The sequence below is a fragment of the Erwinia sp. S43 genome, assembly GCF_016624745.1.
GTDB classification, from domain to species: Bacteria; Pseudomonadota; Gammaproteobacteria; order Enterobacterales; family Enterobacteriaceae; genus Erwinia; species Erwinia coffeiphila.
The window spans coordinates 358,220-377,696 of record NZ_JACVTX010000001.1; the positions used below are offsets into that span (position 1 = coordinate 358,220).

Here is a 19,477-nt window from a genome sequence, read left to right on the forward strand (position 1 = left end):
TTACTACTACACTCAGGAATTACAGCGCCAGGTCGACGACGATACGTCCTTCAATCTTACCGGCGTGCATACGGGCAAAGATATCGTTGATATTAGTCAGCGGTTCAACGGCAATGTTCGCTGCCACTTTATGGCGACCGGCAAAGTCCAGGGCTTCCTGCAGATCCTTACGGGTGCCGACGATGGAGCCACGAACGGTAATGCCGTCCAGCACCATGTTGAAGATCGACAGATCGAAGGTTCCCGGCGGCAGACCGTTCAGGACCATGGTTCCGCCACGGCGCATGGTGCCGATAGCCTGCTCAAACGCCTTCGGTGATACCGCCGTCACCAGCACGCCGTGCGCGCCGCCAAACTCCTCGTGGAACACTTTTGCCGGGTCAACATTACGGGCGTTGGCAGTGACGGTGGCACCCAGACGTTTAGCGAAGGCCAGCTTCTCGTCATCGATATCCACCGCCGCGACGTTCAGGCCCATCGCCACCGCATACTGCACCGCCATATGGCCCAGACCGCCGATACCGGATACCACCACCCAGTCGCCCGGCTTGGTGTCGGTCATTTTCAGGCCTTTATAGACGGTTACACCGGCGCAGAGGATCGGCGCAATTTCGTTGTATTCGACGTTATCCGGCAGGATACCCACATAGTTAGCATCGGCCAGGCAGTACTCAGCAAAGCTGCCGTTAACGGAATAACCGGCGTTTTGCTGCGAATGGCACAGGGTTTCCCAGCTGTCCAGACAGTGTTCGCAGTGGCCACAGGCGGAATACAGCCATGGCACGCCCACGCGATCCCCTTCCTTTATGTGCTTTACGCCTTCACCTACCGCAACCACGTAACCTACACCTTCATGACCTGGAATGAACGGCGGCTGCGGTTTTACCGGCCAGTCACCTTCGGCAGCGTGCAGGTCGGTATGGCATACGCCGGTCGCAACTACTTTCACCAGCAGCTGGCCGGGGCCAACGTCAGGGATCGGTACCTGCTCAATGACCAGCGGTTCGCCAAATGCCTTCACTACTGCGGCTTTCATCGTTTTCATCTTGTCACTCCGTAAAAGATAACAGGCTTAGAACAGCCCTAAAGGTGCCGTGTCGTAGCTGACCAGCAGATTTTTGGTTTGTTGATAGGCAGACAGCGCCATCTTGTGCGTTTCACGCCCGACGCCGGACTGTTTGTAGCCGCCAAACGCCGCGTGTGCCGGGTAGATGTGATAGCAGTTGGTCCACACGCGTCCGGCCTTGATGCTGCGCCCCATGCGATAGGCCAGGTTGGTATCACGCGTCCAGATCCCGGCACCCAGACCAAACTGGGTTTCGTTGGCAATCGCCAGCGCTTCGGCTTCGTCCTTAAAGGTGGTCACGCCGATCACCGGCCCGAAGATCTCCTCCTGGAAGCAGCGCATCTGGTTGTTGCCTTTAATCAGCGTCGGCTGAATGTAATAGCCGGTATCCAGCGCCGGGGTAATCGATGCACGATCGCCGCCGGTGAGGATCTGGCCGCCTTCCTGGCGGGCGATATCAATATAAGAAAGGATTTTGTCGAACTGCTGACGAGAGGCCTGTGCGCCAATCATCGTATCGGTGTCCAGCGGATCCCCACGGCGAATAGTGGCCACCTTCGCCATCACGCGTTCCATAAACGGCGCGTAGATCGATTCGTGGATCAGCGCGCGCGACGGACAGGTACAGACTTCACCCTGATTGAAGAAGCCCAGCACCAGACCTTCTACCGCTTTGTCGATAAATTCCGGCTCGGCATTCATGATGTCGGCAAAGTAGATGTTCGGCGACTTGCCGCCCAGCTCGACGGTGCAGGGAATAATATTCTCCGCCGCGCAGGCCATAATGTGGCGGCCCACCGGCGTTGAACCGGTAAAGGCGATTTTCGCAATGCGCTTGCTGGTCGCCAGCGCTTCTCCGGCCTCGCGGCCAAAGCCCTGTACCACGTTCAGTACGCCAGCCGGGAAGATGTCGCCAATCAGCTCCAGCAGCAGCGTAATGCCCAGCGGGGTCTGCTCTGCCGGTTTCAGCACCACGCAGTTACCCGCCGCCAGCGCCGGAGCCAGCTTCCACGCGGCCATCAGCAGCGGGAAGTTCCACGGGATAATCTGCCCGACCACGCCCAGCGGTTCGTGGAAGTGGTAGGCGGCAGTGTGCTGGTCAATCTCTGCCGCGCTGCCTTCCTGAGCGCGCAGGCATCCGGCGAAGTAGCGGAAGTGGTCCACCGCCAGCGGCAGGTCGGCGTTCAGCGTCTCACGCACTGCCTTACCGTTGTCCCAGCTTTCGGCAACCGCCAGGTATTCCAGATTGGCTTCAATTCGATCCGCAACCTGCAGCAGCAGGTTAGCACGATGCTGTACGCTGGTTTTTCCCCAGGCGTCGGCCGCACGGTGAGCGGCGTCCAGCGCAAAATCAATATCACGGGCATCGGAACGCGGGAACTGAGCAATGTCGCTACCGTTCACCGGAGAGGTGTTCATAAAGTACTGACCGCTAAGCGGTTCGACGAATTTGCCATCAATAAAGTTACCGTAGGCCGCTTTGAAAGAGACTAAAGCGCCGGGCGTTCCGGGATGTGCATAACGCATCGCAAACTCCTTAATGTAGGGTAAACAGGCAGCCGTGAATGAATCCTCGTAGCGGGTGTTTTTTTGGCTGCATTCAGATATTGCAGGTAGCGTGCCAGTTTTTTTAGCTTGCGATATTCTAAAAAATGATGATACTTATCATACTGTTACAACGCTAATAACCTTTTTTTCGGCATGGACTATCGGATAATTTCTCTATCTGTGTCGCAAATCGCAACACTAAAAAAACCAGATAGCTACAATGCTGCAACACATTCGCTACAGGCATGGGGTTACCAATGCAGGGAAATACGTCAGCTGCCAGCACATCGAACGTCGCCACTACACCGCTATTGAACGACTCATGGTTTCGCAGCCAGCTCTACGGCCTGGACCGTACCGCTGATGACTTTCCCCGTATTCGCCCCGGTGAACTGGCCGATGTGCTGGCCAGTAATGCCGGTCTGCAAAATTTTGCCCAGCATGCGGTGAAGCGGCTCGCGGAAAAGGTTTCCGGCAAGCAGTCGGTGGTGATCCTGTCCGACGCCAGCGGGCTGGTGCTGAATACCTTCGGCGATATGCACGCTCTACAGAAAGCCCAGCGCTTTGCCCTTGCGCCGGGAAACTTATGGAGCGAGTGCGGCCGCGGCACCAACGCAATCGGTACCGCGCTGGCAATAGATGATGGCTGCGAAATTTTTGGCGATCAGCACTACCTCACCAGCAATCAGGACCTCTACTGTGCGGCGATGCCGCTGCAGGCGCCGAACGGGCAGATTGCCGGGGTGCTGGATATCTCCGGCCCGGCTCACTATCCTCATCCCGCCACGCTGGCCTGGGTGAAAGAGGCAGCGAAGCAGATTGAATATCTGTGGGTGAAGCAAAGCCTGCATCCCGACCAGTGGCTGATGAGCCTGCATCAGCAGATTCAGGGCATCGATCACGTTGAAGAGCTGCTGCTGGTGTTTTCCGACAATGTGCTGATGGCGGCCAACCGGCTGGCGATGCGCGAGCTGGAACTGAGCGCCGATCTGTTTGGTATTCTCACCTTTGCCGATCTGTTCCCGCAGGCCGAGCAGGCCGCGAACTGCGTGCCTCAGCCGGTACAGACCCGCAGCCAGCAGCGCTTTTTCTACCGACTACGCGCCCCGGCGCGAGTCAACTTCCCCGTAGCCCCTGCCGCCGCGCCGGTGCTGCCGTTCTCGCTGGGTGCCGCCGGGGATAAGATGGTGCGCCTGCTGAACGCCGGGGTATCCCTGTGCATTCATGGTGAAACCGGCAGCGGTAAAGAGTACGTCAGCCGCGCGCTGCACCAGCAAAGCCGCTGGCGTGAAGGAAAGTTTGTTGCCATTAACTGCGCGGCCATTCCCGAATCGTTGATAGAGTCGGAGCTGTTCGGCTATCAGCCCGGTGCATTTACCGGTGCCAGCAAAAACGGCTATATCGGTAAAATCCGCGAAGCGGACGGCGGCGTGCTGTTCCTTGATGAGATTGGCGATATGCCGCTGGCGATGCAGACGCGTCTGCTGCGCGTATTGCAGGAGAAAGAAGTGGCACCGCTGGGATCGAGCCGCAGCTGGCCGGTGAATTTCGCGGTGATCTGCGCGACCCACCGTAACCTGCCGCAGCGGGTGGCAGATGGCGAATTCCGCGAGGACCTGCTCTACCGCCTGCAGGAGTTCTCCCATACCATTCCGCCGCTGCGCGAGTGGCCCGCGCTGCCAGAGTTTATTTCACAGCTCTGGCTGGAGCTGGGCGGCGGCGAGCGCGGCATTGTGATGACCGCTGAGCTGCTGGATACGCTGGCGCAGCAGCCGTGGCCGGGCAACGTCCGGCAGATGCGCAGCCTGATGAAAGTGCTGCTGGCGCTGGCGGATGATAATGAAGTGCTGGACGTGGACAGCCTGCCGGAAGAGTACCGATTACTGCGCAGCGAGCCGTTGCCTGCTTTGCAGGAACATGATGAGAAGCTGATTGCCGCGACCCTGGAGCGTTTCAGCGGTAATATCAGCAAGGCCGCCCAGGCGCTGGGCGTGGCGCGGAGTACGCTGTATCGCCGTGCGGCAAGGCGTGAAACCGGCGAGAATAGCTAACCCGTTTCGTGGAATGGCCCGCTCTCTGAACCGTTGAGCCCGCGAATTACCGCGTAGCCATTATTTCAGTCGGGCATCGAACTGGAAGTCAATCTTCACCGCCCTGCTGACGATTGACAAAAACTGTGGATGTCGCGGATTCAGCAGAAAGTTAAACTCCACCGGCGACAGCGCGCTCGGCACTCTCAGCGCCACCGCATCCCCGCTCTCTACCCAGCGATCGCCAATCTCCGCCAGTTCCGGTGGGGCTTCCGCTGCCGCCCAGTTGGCGGGAAGAGTCTGGTTATCGATCATCTGAATCAAATCATCATCGACGTCAATGGACAACAGGGTAAAACTGTCCAGCAGATTCGCCGCATGCAGGTGCACCAGCGTTTCCAGCATGGTCAGTGAGGCCGCCTCGGCGGCGTACACCATTGCCGTGCCGACGCTGTTCCAGCGCCCGCCCGCTTCCTTCGCTCCCTGCCCGCTCCAGGCTCCGGCCGCGAAGCGGGTTTTAGTCAGGCGATAGAGGATCAAGACCAGACCCCGTGCTCCAGACGGGTGATCAGGCGCATCACCTCCCAGGCACCGGATTCAGAGGCCAGCAGGTCGGCGGGTGCTTTCCATCCCAGCGCGCGGCTTGGCTCATTCAGCCACTTCTGCGCGGCAAGCTTATCGCCTTCAAACAGATCGACAGCGCGATCCAGTACGCGAATAAAACGCACCAAGCGCTCGCTCTGATCCGGACTAAAGCGCTTTTTGATATTGCGGCTGAAGGTCGTGCTGGGGATACCGGTGATGCGGCGCAGTTCGGACTGCGTAATGTGCGCCCAGCTGGCAATGCGGTTAGCCACTTCGCCCTCCAGACCCTTATCAATTTCGCCCACCAGCAGAACGCCGTCGGCTACGTTAAGGCCAACGTGCTGCCACAGCGTTTCAACACGCGGCACGGATACGGCAGGGGTAAACATTTTCATCGCATATCCTCCATATGGTCATTTCAGTATAACCAAATGGGCACGAGCGGCGCAAATTTAACCCGTTCGGTTGAAGGACCGATTCTCAGAGTCAATGGCATGCGCGTTTTATCGTCAAATATCACGCTGTATCAACGAAATATGACCAGATGTGAAAAAAAGTGAAGAAAATTTTTATCTGGATCACAATTTACGTTAAAATAATCATCCAGTTTTTAAACTTTTATTGATGTGTGTTAAAGAAATGTCTAATTCCAGAAGATTTATACCCGTTCTTTCCCTGTCAGCGCTGCTGGTTTGTTCTGCCAGCTATGCTGAAACGCCAGTCAACCAGAAAACCGACGTACTGCTAATCGGCGGCGGCATCATGAGTGCTTCGCTGGGTACCTGGTTACAGGAACTGCAGCCAGACTGGAAACAGCTGATGGTTGAGAAACTGGACGGTGTCGCCCTCGAATCTTCCAACGGATGGAACAACGCCGGTACCGGTCACTCGGCCAATATGGAGCTGAACTACACGCCGGAGCGCGCGGATGGCTCGATTGACGTCAGCAAAGCGCTGGAGATCAACGAACAGTTTATGATTTCCCGTCAGTTCTGGACGGCGCAGGTGAAGCGCGGCATCCTTAACGACCCGCACTCCTTCATCAACTCTACGCCACATATGAGCTTTGTCTGGGGCGACACCAACGTCAACTACCTGACCAAGCGTTATCAGGCGCTGCAGCAGACCACGCTGTTCCAGGGCATGCAGTTCTCCACCGATCAGAACCAGATTAAAAAATGGGCACCGCTGGTGATTGAAGGCCGTGACCCGCAGCAGAAAGTCGCTGCGACCTGGACTCCGGTCGGCACCGACGTCAACTACGGCGAGATCACCCGTCAGCTGATCGGCAGCCTGAAGAAAGATAAAAACTTCACGCTGGAAACCTCTGCGGAAGCCACCGAATTCGCGCGTAACGCCGACAACAGCTGGCATGTCACTATCACCGACGTGAAAAGCGGTGAGAAGCACAGCGTCGACGCAAAATACGTGTTTATCGGTGCCGGCGGCGGCGCGCTGAAGCTGTTGCAGAAAACAGGTATCCCGGAAGCGGACAACTATGCAGGCTTCCCGGTAGGCGGTTCCTTCCTGGTGTCTGAGAACCCGGAAATTACTAAGCAGCATCAGGAAAAAGTGTACGGTCAGGCTTCAGTCGGTGCACCACCGATGTCCGTTCCTCACCTGGATGCCCGCTTCCTTGACGGTAAGCGCGTTGTGCTGTTTGGACCGTTCGCCACCTTCTCTACCAAGTTCCTGAAAAACGGCTCGCTGTTCGACCTGCTGAGCACCACCACCACCAGCAACTTTATGCCGATGACTCACGTAGGCATGGACAACTTCGATCTGGTGAAATACCTGGTGGGCCAGGTGATGCTGAGCGACGACGACCGCTTCGCCGCGCTGAAAGAGTACTATCCGAACGCGCGTAAAGAAGACTGGAAGCTGATTCAGGCCGGTCAGCGCGTGCAGATCATCAAGAAAGATGCAGATAAAGGCGGCGTGCTGAAACTGGGTACGGAAATCGTGACCGATCAGCAGAAAACCGTGGCGGCCCTGCTGGGTGCTTCGCCTGGTGCATCTACCGCTGCACCAATCGCGCTGAACGTGGTGAAGAAGCTGTTCCCTGAGCAGTTCAACAGCCCGGAATGGCAGAGCAAGATCCGCGCTATCGTACCAAGCTACGGTCAGGAGCTGAACGGTAACGTTGCGCTGACTCAGCAGGTGTGGAATGACACGGCTGCCACACTGCAGCTGACCACGCCACCGGTTATCCAGATGGGTAACTCAGCCGACGCGGCCCCACAGGCTCAGCCGGAAAAACGCGCGGAAAGCGCTAAACAGGATATGGCGCTGTAATTTAACGCCCCTGCAGCCCCGGCATTCGCCGGGGCTTTTTTTTATCCCGTCGTGACTATCAGCAGTTCCAGCATTCAGCTTAATGTTTCAAGCCTTTCTGCTCCTTGCTTCCTGTTTCCTGCTCCCTGCTCCCTGCTCCCTGCTCCCTGCTTTCAGCTATTCCCTTTCTTAGTCAGCGTAAAGCCCGGTTTATCTTTGGTGACCGCATAGGAAATTTTGGTGGCGGCCCAGGATGATGTGGTGATATCCAGCGCGGGGATGGTCACGCGGCCCATACCAAACAGCGTGCGAACGTAGCCACCCAGCTTATGCTTACCCGGTGCCACGCTCAGCGACGTCACTTCACCGCGTTTAAGCACGCCCGCTTCCTTGCCGTCCACCGTGAGGATAATTGACGAACCGTCGTCGGTCTTGGTTAACGCGTGATAGACGTGAATGATCGACTGCGCGGGGGGTTTGTTCACCGGATCGGTTTGCATCTGAGCTGCGGTGGTGACCACCGGAACAATCGGTGGGGTGATGCCGGCGGTTTCTGCCGGGGCACTGTCCGCAGGGGCAGCGGGTGCCGATGCTGTCGATGTAGCGGTTGTTGCGCCCTGAGCCTGCGCGCTCGCGGTGACTGTTGAAGTCGCCGGAGCTGCCGAAGCCTGAGCCGTGCTGCTATCCGCTGAGGCCGATGGAGCTGCCGTTGTAGCCGCAGCGGTAGCAGAGGTCGCTGCGGTGCTCTGGGCCGGGGCGTTCGCTGCATCCGCCGCCGTGGTCTGAGTGGAAACACTCGCCGTATCTGCGGCAGCATTCTGCGCCGTTGCGGTCTCGGTTTGCGTTGATGGAGTCTGAGAACCCGCAGACGCCGGGTTGCCAGCACCGGCATCAGCGCTGCCTGAAGTCGAAGCCGTGGCCGGGCTGCTGTTAGCCTGCGTGCCCGTCGAGGCAGTCGAGGCAGTCGAGGCAGTCGAGGCAGTCGAGGCAGTCGAGGCAGTCTGATTTTGCGCCTGCGTTGCAGAGCTATCCACCGCCGCCACAGTCTGATCCTGAATATGCGTGGTGTTCACATAAACGCTGGACGCCTGGGCGCTGGCAGGCGCCACTTCATCAACCGAGCTGACGGAAGCCGTGCCGGAGGATTGAGTCGCACAGCCGGTCAGCATACCTGCGGCAACGATAACGGTGAGGGTGGAACGGGTAAACATCCGGCAATTTCTCCAGCCAATAATGAACGGTCAATTATAGCGTCCCTCACGTGCCGGAGTAAGCGGAACAGGGTTAAGCCTGTTCTGAAACTGCATCGATCGGATAAAAAAAAGCCGCTATCCGCGGAGGGATACCGGCTATTTTTACGGGGTTCTCAAGGTGACGCTGAATTACCGATCGCGCCCGCGATGGTTAGCCCACGGACTGTCAGCGGGGATATCCTGCGGCTCGTCAAGCGAGGCGATATACAGCACTTCCACTTCGCTACGCGCCCACGGCGTTCGGCGGAGAAATTTCAGGCTGGACTTGATGCTGGGCTCGTTTTTAAAACAGTTGATGTTGATGCGTGCGGCCAGATCGTCCCAGCCGAAGCGCTCTACCAGACGGGTTAGCAGGGCTTCCAGGGTTACGCCGTGAAGCGGGTCTTTTGAGTGATTCGCAGTCATGTTTTGTCCGGGTCGGTAACGATGCGCACACCATACTGACGGCGCATCCGTTATGCAAGCTACAGCGGCTGGCTGGTCCGAACGCTGAAGGCCCCTGCCGTTTCGGATTCAGCTTCCTGCATCACCGCCACGATGCGCTGCAAGCCTGCTTCGGCAGGGTGCTGCGGCAAATGCCTGAGCATAATGCGCAGCGGCAGCGAAACCTCGCCGGTCAGCACATCCCATAGCGCATCAAGGTTATTACCAAAATCATGCAGGCCGAATTTCTCCGCAAACTGCCGGTAGAAATCCTGCTCATCACGCACATCATGGAGATCAAAGCTGACAAGCTGCATCTCAGTTCACCTGTTCAAAGTGGCGATAGTGATCGCGGGTGACGTAAATCAGGCCATCGCTGGACCAGAGCATCCGGTCGCTGCCACGACGACCGCACTGATAGTTCACGTCCGCTTCAAACCATTTCCGCCCTGCTTTATCCGGCAGCCCACCTTCGCGGTTACTGAAACGATCGCCGCCGATAGCCCTGCCCGGCAAAACCTGGCAGAGGTTACCGCGGGACGGGTCCCAGCCCTGGCGGCGCGCTTCATTCTTACGGATATAGTAGTCCGGCAGGCGCTGATGCTGCTGGAGGTAGTTCGCCACGCGAGTTTGCTGAGTCAGTGCGCTGATATCATCGCTTTGCGGCGCACTGGCCGTGCGCATATCCTGCGCCGACTGCCCGGAACGTTGCTGATTCTGCTCTGTAACCGACCTTTCTGATGCTGAACTCGGAGAGTTTTGCTGTTGCTGAGACTGCTGCTGGCGCGGGCTGTGTTCGGCCGAAGGCCTGAGCCCGGCGTAGCTGGCGATAAGAGCGAGGATTCCGGCGATAATCAGTTTTTTATTCATATTCCGTTCGGTAACTGGCGTTCTCTTGCTGAGAATCAGAAGGTTCGTCAAAGGATTATAAAGTAAAAAAGGGACCACTGAGGCCCCTTATCTGATTAAGTCCGCGCAGTTCGTTATTTATTCTCGTACTGCTTCATGTTGGCCTGCGTAACCAGTTCGAACGGGATCCAGTGATAGGAATCCAGTTTCTCGCCTTTGATCATCCGCTGCGCCACATCAACCGAAGCTTTACCCTGGCCCACGGCATCCTGGAAGACGGTGACCTGCATTTTACCGCTGGCCAGCGCTTTCAGGCCGTCCGGCGTCGCATCAATCCCGCCCACCAGCACTTTGCTGTCCTTTTTACCGGCCTGCTGCAACGCCATAATCGCACCAATCGCCATCTCATCGTTGTTCGCGGCGACGATATCAATCTCTTCCCCGTTGGTCAGCCAGTTCAGCATCAGGTCCATCCCCTCATTGCGGGAATAGTTCGCGGTTTGCTTCTGCACAACCTTCATTTTCGGGTATTTGGCCACCACCTCTTCCACGTCTTTAGTACGCTGCAACGCACCGGCATCAGTCAGGTTACCGATCATCACGGCGACTTTACCTTCGTAATTTGCCTGGCGCGCCAGCTCCTCCATTTGCAACGTGCCGGACTGCTTCTCATCAGAACCGACAAACACCACGCCCGGCGGCAGTTTCGGATCGCCCGGCGTGCGGTTGACGTAAACCAGCGGAATTTTTGCCGCAGTAACCAGTTTGGTCATCGCAGGGGTTCCGGCCGAGTTTACCGGGTCAACAATAATGGCATCGACCCCGGCGCTGATAAAGCTCTGCACCTGGTCCGTCTGCCGACCGACATCACCGCGTGCATCTTCGAACTGCACCTTGATACCACGCTCTTTCGCTTCTTTATCGATGGCATGACGGATAATAGTCAGGAAGTTCTGGTCAAAATAGGCCATTGAAACGCCGATGGTTTCTGCCAGTGCAGACGTGGAACAGCTCAGTGCGGCAACCAGCAAAATTTTCTTCAGATGCTTCATTATTCTTCTCCAGAGGCAGATCGGGGTAATGTCTTCGGATGCAAAATGAAATGCATAAACCGTAGAAAGAGAATAATGAAATAAATGATTTTATCGCAATCGCTATCTAACAAAATCTTAACATCCGTCACGCTTTACGATCGGATATCACCTTTTAACGCTAGACTTAGCGGTATGGGATCGCGCTTATTCAAATAACCAACAGGGAGATACCGTGAAAATTACGCTGCTGCTTTCACTGGCTTTACCACTTATCCTTACCGCCTGCTCGGAGAAGCGCTCTGAGCAGGCGCGCGAAGAAACCCCGGCCTGCCGTAACTACCGGATGATGATGACCGCACCGATCCCACCGGACGTGCACAGCCGGCTGAAGCTCGCCTGCGAAGCAAGCATGGCTGAATGAAGCCCAATGGGTTGCTGGTGAAAATGAAATTCATTATCATTTATAAAAAATAAGGCGCGGGGTAACCTGAGTGAGAATTTACTGGACGATAAAAAGCATCCCTGAGCTGAGCGGTTTGCCACGTGAAGTACGCAAGAAAAACTACAACGAGGCGTTGCGCAGGCTGAAAACACATCGTGCATTCTGGGCGGGTGGCCTGGTTTATATCGCCGTGTTGTTAAGCGTCTCTTATCTGCTGGAGATGCTCTATACCGGCGATAAAAGTGGGCCATGGGGCTTCTTACGTCTGATTATTGCAACCATTCCGGCATCGTTAATCTGGACTCAGATAAACATTCACCTTCTAAGAAAATATTATAAATCCCTGCTTTCAAGACAGGCTGAGTAAAAATTGACACGAGTCATCCAGACTGAGACCTTGCCCGCTCTGGTACATCGGCGGGCCATAATTTAAGATTCAACGCACACCGGCCTAAATTGATCATTTATCCAGCGGATCCCTTTCATCATCGTCGCTATTATCTGGGGTGCGCGGTATTTCTCCGTGTTCTCGCGGATCGTCCTTCGCCGGATGATCCCTCTCCTTTCTGCGCTGCTGGTCGGAATTGCGTTCAGACTTCGACATTGCTTTCTCCTTTTACTGGCTGAAACTTAAGTTTAGACGATGATCACGCCCTCCACTTTTCCCCTTTATGCCAACCGCGACAGGCATAGTTCGCTCGTCGCCGAAGCATGGCTATCTGATAGCGATAAAGTGAAGCCCAGTCTCCACAATCAAAGGGCAGAAAAATGATTGCCGTACTTTTTGAAGCAGATGTGACTCCGGCACAGCAGGCGCGTTACCTGCAGCTGGCCGCAGAGTTAAAACCGCTGCTGGCGGATATCGAGGGTTTTATATCCATTGAACGGTTCCAGAGCCTGACCACTGAGGGAAAGATACTCTCCCTTTCATGGTGGCAAAATGAGGAAGCCGTCCTGCAATGGAAACGTAATGTGATTCATAAAGCCGCCCAGGAAGAAGGCCGAAAATCGATTTTTGCTTTTTATCGCATCAGAATTATGCAGCTGGCGCGGGAATATTCATCAGAAAACAGGGAGAAGGCTCATGCATGATATCCATATTATTTTACGCAACGCGCCCGGTGAACTGGCGGCGATGGGCACTTTACTGGGGCAAAACGGCGTAGGGCTGGAAGGCGGCGGCGTATTTACCGCTGGCGAACAGGCACACGCCCATTTTTTGGTTGAGGACGGTAACCGAGCCAGAGACGTACTGGAAAAGGCCGGCTTTCAGATTGCCGCCGTGCGCACGCCGCTGATTCGTAAACTTAAGCAGGAGCGCCCGGGAGAACTGGGTGAAATCGCCGCCGCACTGGCTAATAACGGGATCAATATTGTTGTGCAGTACAGCGATCATGCAAACCAGCTGATTCTGCTGACGGACAATGATAAGGTTGCCGCTACGCTAACCCAAAAATGGGTGGTCAATCCGGAGTGATATGCTAAAACCCGTTGAGTCAGAGGAAAACAGCCATGCGCTTGAACACGCCATGGCGAATGTTGCAGCGGCGATGGCCGATCCTTCCCGGGTAAAAATCCTCTGTGCCCTGATGGATGGCCGGGCGTGGACAGCAACGGAACTGGCTGCGGTTGCCGACATTGCAGCATCCACCACCAGCGCCCATCTTTCACGTCTGGTCAGCGGCAGTTTGATTACCGGCCTGTCACAGGGCCGGCATCGTTATTTCCGGCTTGCCGGGCAGGATATTGCCGAACTGTTGGAAAGGATGATGGGCATTTCCTGGCGCTCCCCCTCTGCTGCCAGGATCAGCACGCCGGTGCCTCTGCGTCTTGCCCGCACCTGCTACGATCATCTGGCCGGTGAGGTCGCGGTTGATATCTTCGACGCTATGGTCAATCTTGCGTGGCTTACCGATGACGGCACGGTACTGACGGATAAAGGGCATCAGCAGTTTGCCCAAATGGGTATCGAACTGAACGGCAACAACCGGCGAAAACTCTGCTGCGGCTGCCTGGACTGGAGCGAAAGGCGCTTTCATCTGGGTGGTGAAGCCGGTGCCGCATTTTTCAGCCACTGTGAACGCCAGCAATGGATCGCCCGGACAACGGGATTTAGGGAAATCACCATCACGTCGGTCGGCAGGCTGGCCTTTAAAAAATGGTTTGGCGTTGAACAACGCTGAGTAGCACTCTTAATGTTGAAAAATTGCAGGCCGATGGTTGTTCGAATGCATCTTACTATGGCGGCGATATTGCGCCCCTGCCCGGCAGTCATCCTGGCGACACAGGGACGAAATCATTTGGCAGCATCATCCATCAAACCGGGGATTCCTGTATCCCCAACAATTCATCGATATTTGCCAGATCTTCATGATGCAGCAGAATAATCGAATGCGACAACGCTAACTGGCGGGCAGAAAGCGTGTAAGTGTTATTACTCACCACCAGCCCAACATCCGCACCATAAAATCCTTTACCGGCAATAATTTCCTGAACGGCTTTATTACCCACGGGTGACGCGTATTTTTTACACTGCAACGCCAGCTGGATGCCGTACTTCACCGCCAGAACATCCACTCCCTGATCGCCAGAACCTTGTGTGACTCGAGTATCCCATCCCTGCTGCCACAACAAATCGGCACAGTGATGTTCATACTCGATCGGTGACATTTCTTCAGAGTAAACGCTCTCCTCATCATGAGAGGCCATGTATTCATCGACGATATCATCCAGTAGCCAGCGCTGTTCACGAGGATAAAGCCCTTTATAAAATGGCGTGGAGTACGCAACATAATCCAGTTTATCAATGTAATACTCTTTTTCTTTTGCCCATCGATCGTAAATGACGTTGCCATAATCATCATAGGTCACCAACATTCTTTTTTTGCGCGCCAGAACAGGAAGGTGTTGAGCGGTCAGAGAACGGAACTGTTCTTCATCCAAATCGCGTGATTCCTGAATATGTTTATCATGCTGTTCCTGCCATTCTTCTGGATAAATTGTATTTTTTAAATACCCATATCCCGCAGTAGCAGCCAGAGCAATAAGTGCGATTGATCCGAAAGAAAAATGGAATATAACCAACAGAGCGAGAATAGCTAAGCCGGCAAAAGTAATGGGTCGCATCTTTTTCTTAACATACGATTCCCGATCTATCAGAGTCATCATGCACCCTACGCTAAATTCTGGAACGGCGATTGTATTGGATAATTCTTAATTATGGAATATGACAACCACTTATGAACAAAATCATCGCGTTCTGAGCCGAGGAAAGCCCTTACCCTGCCCAGCATTTTATGCTGCACTAAAAATTATAACCTCGGGAATCGCGGAGACCAGCGCAACAAAAAACAGTGTGATTGTGCTGGTAATCATATAGATTTCAATCAAATGGCAGAATGTTGTAAAAACTATCTAAAGAATCGATCTGAACCAACAGGAGGCAACTGACTATGCTGACAAAGTTTATCGCTAACAATAAAACGCCTCACAGCGCCTTTATCCATTGCAAGAATTATCTTATGTTTAGCTCTGACGTTAACCCATACACTTACAGTCTTGTATTTCATGCTAACGCAAGAGGTATTAGATGAAAGACTGGCTGCTTCTTATATTTGCTATTGTATTATTAATCGTCACTATTTACAGTTTTGTTTCTTATTATCGCCAGAGAAGAGCAATTAAACTTCAGTTTAAGAGAAAATGATTATTTTACATTAATATTTTAACACCATCGGGTATTCAATTATTTCTATCAAAACCCGAGTTAAGGTTGTGCAACGCCAGTTTGCACCCTTCTCGGGCTTACTTAAATCTCGCCACCGCAGCCCGACTCGCCCCCCAACTTGTAGCTTGTGACATCATTCACATTTTTTTAAAGAATCACGTACCCTCTTCCTTCCCAGTATCAAAGAGGCAAAAAATAACAAAATCAGGGGAAAAAAAACTTCGCTACAGAGAGTGTACATGGCAGGATAAATCCTCCTAACACGAAGGCGGCAACCATGATTAAAAAAATTGTTTCAGCGATAGTGATTTGCTTCGGTATCGGGCTTTGGTACTTTGGCGTTGACCTGCACAGTTTCTTCAACGAGGCATTTTCCCCACCAAAGTAAAGCGTTGACGGTCAGGTCTTCTACCCGAAAACCATTATTTTTATGATTACCTGACCCGTTTTGACTATAAGCTTACTTTGTAAAACCCCTTAAAATCATAAAGATAAAAAAGTTATTAGAAACAAACATAATAAATAATTCACAACACTCCAATTAGAATGGAAAAATAAAAAACTTCAGAAGTAAAATTACGGTTAAAAAAAGCAATTAAATTAATAACAATTATCCTAAAAAACATAAAAATAAGAATTAAGACTTGCCAGTCACCATTATTGGTGATTAGTATTGCCAAAGGAAGATTTTCAACATGGACATAAAGGAAATAACATGAGCGACTTAACTCTGCTTCTCACCGCCTTTGCACTGCTTATTATTTCAGTCTCCAATCTGATTTCTTATATTGAACAAATTAAATCAACCACACTCCCTCCCCCCAGAAAAAGGAAGAAAAGGAAAAGCGTCATATACAAATTTAGCAATTAGTTACCTTTATATAAATCAAGAACTAATATTTAGAGATTTCTGTAATATCTTTATAAAAAACGTCCCACTATAGCTTCCTCTATTTATAATTTCCTATAATTTAATAAATTCTCACCGCCAGGGAGAATAAACATTGATTGCGCATTAGTCATGTATTCAGCGGAGTTTAACTGCTTTCGTACGTGACTTCGTCATCTGAATCTGACAGATTAATTCATTAAATCGCAAGTAAATTATGAATAAGCCTATGATAAAATTAAGAATATACAGAGAGGGAGATGAGGCAGCGTTGCTCAAGGTTTTTTTGTCATCCATACGAGACATTGCATCGCGTGACTACACCCCCGATCAAATCGCAGCGTGGGCACCGGAGGATATGGACCCGCAACGATGGGCCAGCCACATAAAGCAGCTCCAACCGTTTGTCGTTGAGCTGGAGGGTGAAATTGCCGGATACGCCGATGTTCAACCCAATGGCTATATCGACCATTTCTTCGTAGCGGGAAACTGCCCGAAACAGGGTGTCGGCACGCTGCTGATGAAAGCCATCCACGATGAAGCCCGACGGCTTGGACTAAGTGAGCTGACGTCGAATGTGAGCAAGACGGCTGAAGGTTTCTTTCTGCGGCAGGGTTTCCACGTGGTTGAACGCGGGTTTCCCGTCCGGCGCGGCGTAACGCTGCAAAATGCACTGATGCGTAAAGAGCTGCGAACTGCTGACCGAACTGATATTGCTCAATCCTGACCCCTGAGAAAATCAACCAGCCGCGCCATCGCCGGGCTCAGTGAATCCGGTGTTTTATAGCAAATGCAGATCCGCCGCCGTGCCCATGAGTCGGTTAGCGGCAGGATATGGTACGGGAATTTTTTACTGAAGCGTTCAGCCAGTGATAAGGGAAGAACGCCTACACCAATCCCACTGCTGACCATCTCCCCTATCCCTTCAAAGCTGCTCATTCTTATGCGATAGGTCAGTGGACGCCCAAGATCTTTTGCATGTTCACTGATGTGATCCTGAAGCGCATTACCGGGATGTAAACCAATAAATGGCTCTGCAAGCGCCTCGGAGAATGAGATTTTATCTCTGCATTTAAATGGATGAGAGAATGGGACGATAAGTGCCAGCCTGTCATCTGCCAGGGGTTCAAGCAAAAGCCCCCGGGCATCTACCGCATCTGAAACGAGGCCGGCTTCAGCTACGCCGCTACTTATGCTGGTAATAATATCCGCACTGCTTCTCTCTTCAAGCTCAATGGTCACACCCGGGTGCGCTGATAGCCACTTCGCCAGCCTGCCGGGCAGGAACTCTGCCATCGCAGAGGTATTCGCATACAGCCTGATCTTCCCTTTGGCTCCTTTCGCGTATGCGCCCAGCTCGGCTTTAAGCCGTTCCTGCCGGGCCAGGATTTCCCGCGCATGGCCAACAAGAACCTCACCCGCTTCAGTAAGACTGACTCCCCTTGGATGCCGGATAAACAGTTTTACCCCGGTATCGTCCTCGATGCTTTTCAGTCTCTCACTTGCCGACCCCGTGGCCAGGCTGGCATGCCGGGCGCCGCGGGTAATGCTTCCGGCATCCGCGATGCACACAACGAGTTTCAAATCAGCAAGATCAAGTCTCATAGGATATCCGTCTCAGCCTTCGGGTTTTCCGAAGCATGACGCGCTTAAACCAGATTGTCCACCGCCGGGTGAGATGGTTGAATCACGGAAAATCTTAGACTGGAGCAAACGTCGTGAGCGGACAGCTGTTTATCACTCTTTCGCTGATCTTTATCGTCGCTGGTTTTGTAAAAGGCGTAACGGGAATGGGACTGCCTACGGTGGCGATGGGGCTGCTTGGCATGTTTATGCCACTGCCGATCGCAGCCGCACTGCTGGTACTTCCCTCTTTCGTGACGAATGTGCTGCAGCTGTTTACCGGCCCCTCAGTGAAGATGATTGTCAGCCGACTGTGGCTGATGATGCTGCTGATTGTGGTGGGAACCGTGGCGGCATCTTCGCTGATTATCAGCGTTAATCCCGCCTGGTCAGCGTTTGCTCTGGGCGCAGCTTTAATCGTTTACGCTGTTTTTGCAATGTTCTCGCCGTCGCTGACTGTCTCTCAGGCAAAGGAGAAATGGCTTTCCCCGGTTATTGGCGGCGTGACAGGTATCATCACCGGCGCAACGGGCGTATTTGTGATGCCGGCCGTTCCCTTCCTCCAGTCGCTTGGCCTACGGAAAGATGAACTCGTTCAGGCTCTGGGGCTGTCATTCACCGTCTCTACCGTGGCACTTGCCGTAGGGCTGTATCTTCATGATGCTTTTCGAGTAGAGCAGCTTTCACTGTCCCTTTTTTCGCTGGTTCCTGCCTTGGCAGGTATGTGGCTGGGGCAGAAAGTGCGGGCACGCATCAGCGCCAGGCGCTTCAGGCAGTGTTTTCTCCTGTTCCTGATGGTGCTCGGATTGGAGTTGGTTTCGCGGCCGTTTGTTTAGTTTGTAGGTTCTGTAGGCGGCTGGAAAGAAATGCGGTTTTCCTCGATTGATAGCGTAAATCAGGCCAGTTGATGCTTATAGTCGCCACTAGTTATGGTGTGGCGGCTATGAGCGAGAAGCGGAAGTTGATCCCACTGCATTCCACGTTTATCATGATTAACCTATTGATTTATAATCATAAAAAATCAAGAGTCAATCATGCTTATTTTTCTATATGGTAATAACGCAGAAACATATCGACTGCCTCATCGATAACCGCTTGTTTTTCCAAAGGGGTATGATTTTCTTCCCGTCCGAGAACACGTATCCAGAGTAATGGCTCGTCAATCAATCCCAGAAACTGTCTTGAAGCGCGTTCACTGTTTTGTATCGAAAGTTTCCCCGCTCTGGCCTGTTGTTCCAGATATGTTTTAACGCCCCGCATCGCAGGTATTTTCCCGTAAGCAAAAAAGCTCTCAGTCAAATCAGGAAAGTGCCTGCCTTCAGAAATCACCATGCGCAAGAATGCTACTGAGAGGTTTGACTGCCAGAATGCTGCCACTGCTTCAGCAATCATATGCAATCCGGTGGCAGTATCTTTCATTGCCTCTTCCTGAGAGGCGATGTCAATGACAGGAAAGGAACTCCACATTCGTTCAACCATGGCGCGAAAAAGCGCCTCTTTCCCTTCAGGGTACTGATTATAAAGGGTGCGTCGAGCAACGCCTGCTTCCTGAGATACCAGGTCCATACTGGTTTTTTCAAACCCGTTTTGAATGAAAAGTCGTGTGGCCGCCGCCAATATTGCGTCTCGTTTGGACAGGGATGGGGTATGACCCTCTATAAGATCAAAAATAGATAATGTCTCACTTCCGGCCGCTTTCCCGTTGCTGGTCATATTTCTCACCTTGACGTTTTT

The 19,477-nt window shown here is 53.2% G+C and carries 23 protein-coding genes; 10 read left to right on the top strand and 13 right to left on the bottom strand.

Annotation, left to right across the window (positions count from 1 at the left end; all coding sequences use genetic code 11):
• Positions 1-19: 19 nt before the first annotated feature.
• Both adhP and IBT47_RS01735 read right to left on the bottom strand, forming a co-directional pair.
• Positions 20-1,045 carry an alcohol dehydrogenase AdhP gene (gene adhP / locus IBT47_RS01730; RefSeq protein ID WP_105593766.1) on the bottom strand — a complete coding sequence of 342 codons (1,026 nt, stop codon included), beginning with the start codon at positions 1,043-1,045 and terminating at the stop codon, positions 20-22.
• Positions 1,046-1,072: 27 nt separating this feature from the next.
• The gene (locus tag IBT47_RS01735; RefSeq protein WP_200546480.1) at positions 1,073-2,593 is read right to left on the bottom strand and encodes an aldehyde dehydrogenase family protein; all 1,521 of its coding nucleotides are present in this window, start codon (positions 2,591-2,593) and stop codon (positions 1,073-1,075) included.
• Positions 2,594-2,871: 278 nt separating this feature from the next.
• Here IBT47_RS01735 and IBT47_RS01740 point away from each other — a divergent pair, with 278 nt between their 5' ends.
• The gene (locus IBT47_RS01740; protein ID WP_200558891.1) at positions 2,872-4,665 is read left to right on the top strand and encodes a sigma-54-dependent Fis family transcriptional regulator; all 1,794 of its coding nucleotides are present in this window, start codon (positions 2,872-2,874) and stop codon (positions 4,663-4,665) included.
• Positions 4,666-4,725: 60 nt separating this feature from the next.
• On the opposite strand, the gene IBT47_RS01745 is transcribed toward IBT47_RS01740, so the two are convergent.
• Together IBT47_RS01745 and IBT47_RS01750 are read right to left on the bottom strand one after the other, a co-directional pair.
• Positions 4,726-5,184, bottom strand: coding sequence for an RES family NAD+ phosphorylase (locus IBT47_RS01745; RefSeq protein ID WP_200558892.1), 459 nt, complete (start codon positions 5,182-5,184; stop codon positions 4,726-4,728).
• The gene (locus IBT47_RS01750; RefSeq protein WP_200546482.1) at positions 5,181-5,624 is read right to left on the bottom strand and encodes an antitoxin Xre/MbcA/ParS toxin-binding domain-containing protein; all 444 of its coding nucleotides are present in this window, start codon (positions 5,622-5,624) and stop codon (positions 5,181-5,183) included. Before IBT47_RS01750 ends, IBT47_RS01745 begins: the two co-directional genes overlap by 4 nt.
• Before the next feature lie 244 nt (positions 5,625-5,868).
• Here IBT47_RS01750 and mqo point away from each other — a divergent pair, with 244 nt between their 5' ends.
• Positions 5,869-7,524 (top strand): malate dehydrogenase (quinone), encoded by a 1,656-nt coding sequence (gene mqo, locus IBT47_RS01755; protein ID WP_200558893.1) that lies wholly within the window; start codon positions 5,869-5,871, stop codon positions 7,522-7,524.
• Positions 7,525-7,676: 152 nt separating this feature from the next.
• Here mqo and IBT47_RS01760 read toward each other — a convergent pair whose 3' ends face one another.
• From IBT47_RS01760 to IBT47_RS01780, 5 genes are all read right to left on the bottom strand, one after another.
• Positions 7,677-8,714, bottom strand: coding sequence for a hypothetical protein (locus tag IBT47_RS01760; RefSeq protein WP_200558894.1), 1,038 nt, complete (start codon positions 8,712-8,714; stop codon positions 7,677-7,679).
• A 171-nt stretch (positions 8,715-8,885) separates the two neighbouring features.
• Positions 8,886-9,161: a VF530 family DNA-binding protein gene (locus IBT47_RS01765; RefSeq protein ID WP_200558895.1), complete on the bottom strand. Its 276-nt coding sequence runs from the start codon at positions 9,159-9,161 to the stop codon at positions 8,886-8,888.
• A 59-nt stretch (positions 9,162-9,220) separates the two neighbouring features.
• Positions 9,221-9,496 (bottom strand): barstar family protein, encoded by a 276-nt coding sequence (locus tag IBT47_RS01770; RefSeq protein WP_200558896.1) that lies wholly within the window; start codon positions 9,494-9,496, stop codon positions 9,221-9,223.
• Position 9,497: 1 nt separating this feature from the next.
• The gene (locus IBT47_RS01775) at positions 9,498-10,049 is read right to left on the bottom strand and encodes a ribonuclease domain-containing protein (RefSeq protein WP_200558897.1); all 552 of its coding nucleotides are present in this window, start codon (positions 10,047-10,049) and stop codon (positions 9,498-9,500) included.
• Positions 10,050-10,162: 113 nt separating this feature from the next.
• Positions 10,163-11,080, bottom strand: a complete 918-nt coding sequence (locus IBT47_RS01780; protein ID WP_105593759.1) for a sugar ABC transporter substrate-binding protein — start codon at positions 11,078-11,080, stop codon at positions 10,163-10,165.
• Positions 11,081-11,294: 214 nt separating this feature from the next.
• On the opposite strand from IBT47_RS01780, the gene IBT47_RS01785 reads away from it, so the two are divergent.
• Positions 11,295-11,483, top strand: a complete 189-nt coding sequence (locus tag IBT47_RS01785; RefSeq protein ID WP_200558898.1) for a hypothetical protein — start codon at positions 11,295-11,297, stop codon at positions 11,481-11,483.
• Between the two features lie 70 nt (positions 11,484-11,553).
• A complete protein-coding gene (locus tag IBT47_RS01790; protein WP_200558899.1) occupies positions 11,554-11,871 on the top strand; it encodes a hypothetical protein in 318 nt (105 codons plus the stop codon).
• Positions 11,872-11,964: 93 nt separating this feature from the next.
• On the opposite strand, the gene IBT47_RS01795 is transcribed toward IBT47_RS01790, so the two are convergent.
• Positions 11,965-12,108 carry a hypothetical protein gene (locus IBT47_RS01795; protein ID WP_200558900.1) on the bottom strand — a complete coding sequence of 48 codons (144 nt, stop codon included), beginning with the start codon at positions 12,106-12,108 and terminating at the stop codon, positions 11,965-11,967.
• A 164-nt stretch (positions 12,109-12,272) separates the two neighbouring features.
• Between IBT47_RS01795 and IBT47_RS01800 the strand changes: the two genes are divergently transcribed.
• Genes IBT47_RS01800 through IBT47_RS01810 form a run of 3 tightly spaced genes read left to right on the top strand, consistent with a single transcriptional unit; the run spans position 12,273 to position 13,687 of the window.
• Entirely contained in the window at positions 12,273-12,596 is a 324-nt protein-coding gene (locus IBT47_RS01800) for an antibiotic biosynthesis monooxygenase (protein ID WP_200558901.1), read from the top strand.
• On the top strand, positions 12,589-12,981 hold the full coding sequence (locus IBT47_RS01805; RefSeq protein ID WP_200558902.1) for an amino acid-binding protein: 393 nt from the start codon (positions 12,589-12,591) through the stop codon (positions 12,979-12,981). The genes IBT47_RS01800 and IBT47_RS01805 overlap by 8 nt, the downstream gene beginning before the upstream one ends.
• A gap of 1 nt (position 12,982) precedes the next feature.
• Positions 12,983-13,687 carry a helix-turn-helix transcriptional regulator gene (locus IBT47_RS01810; RefSeq protein ID WP_200558903.1) on the top strand — a complete coding sequence of 235 codons (705 nt, stop codon included), beginning with the start codon at positions 12,983-12,985 and terminating at the stop codon, positions 13,685-13,687.
• Positions 13,688-13,820: 133 nt separating this feature from the next.
• On the opposite strand, the gene IBT47_RS01815 is transcribed toward IBT47_RS01810, so the two are convergent.
• Entirely contained in the window at positions 13,821-14,672 is an 852-nt protein-coding gene (locus IBT47_RS01815) for a restriction endonuclease (protein ID WP_234471636.1), read from the bottom strand.
• 421 nt (positions 14,673-15,093) lie between these two features.
• On the opposite strand from IBT47_RS01815, the gene IBT47_RS01820 reads away from it, so the two are divergent.
• Both IBT47_RS01820 and IBT47_RS01825 read left to right on the top strand, forming a co-directional pair.
• Positions 15,094-15,210, top strand: a complete 117-nt coding sequence (locus IBT47_RS01820) for a small membrane protein (RefSeq protein ID WP_146114155.1) — start codon at positions 15,094-15,096, stop codon at positions 15,208-15,210.
• 1,139 nt (positions 15,211-16,349) lie between these two features.
• A complete protein-coding gene (locus IBT47_RS01825; protein ID WP_255569872.1) occupies positions 16,350-16,847 on the top strand; it encodes a GNAT family N-acetyltransferase in 498 nt (165 codons plus the stop codon).
• On the opposite strand, the gene IBT47_RS01830 is transcribed toward IBT47_RS01825, so the two are convergent.
• Positions 16,838-17,725, bottom strand: a complete 888-nt coding sequence (locus tag IBT47_RS01830; RefSeq protein WP_200558905.1) for a LysR family transcriptional regulator — start codon at positions 17,723-17,725, stop codon at positions 16,838-16,840. The two genes, IBT47_RS01825 and IBT47_RS01830, sit on opposite strands and share 10 nt — an antisense overlap.
• 113 nt (positions 17,726-17,838) lie before the next feature.
• On the opposite strand from IBT47_RS01830, the gene IBT47_RS01835 reads away from it, so the two are divergent.
• Positions 17,839-18,579: a sulfite exporter TauE/SafE family protein gene (locus IBT47_RS01835; protein ID WP_370569852.1), complete on the top strand. Its 741-nt coding sequence runs from the start codon at positions 17,839-17,841 to the stop codon at positions 18,577-18,579.
• Between the two features lie 202 nt (positions 18,580-18,781).
• On the opposite strand, the gene IBT47_RS01840 is transcribed toward IBT47_RS01835, so the two are convergent.
• Positions 18,782-19,456, bottom strand: a complete 675-nt coding sequence (locus tag IBT47_RS01840) for a TetR/AcrR family transcriptional regulator (RefSeq protein ID WP_200558906.1) — start codon at positions 19,454-19,456, stop codon at positions 18,782-18,784.
• Positions 19,457-19,477 lie beyond the last annotated feature (21 nt).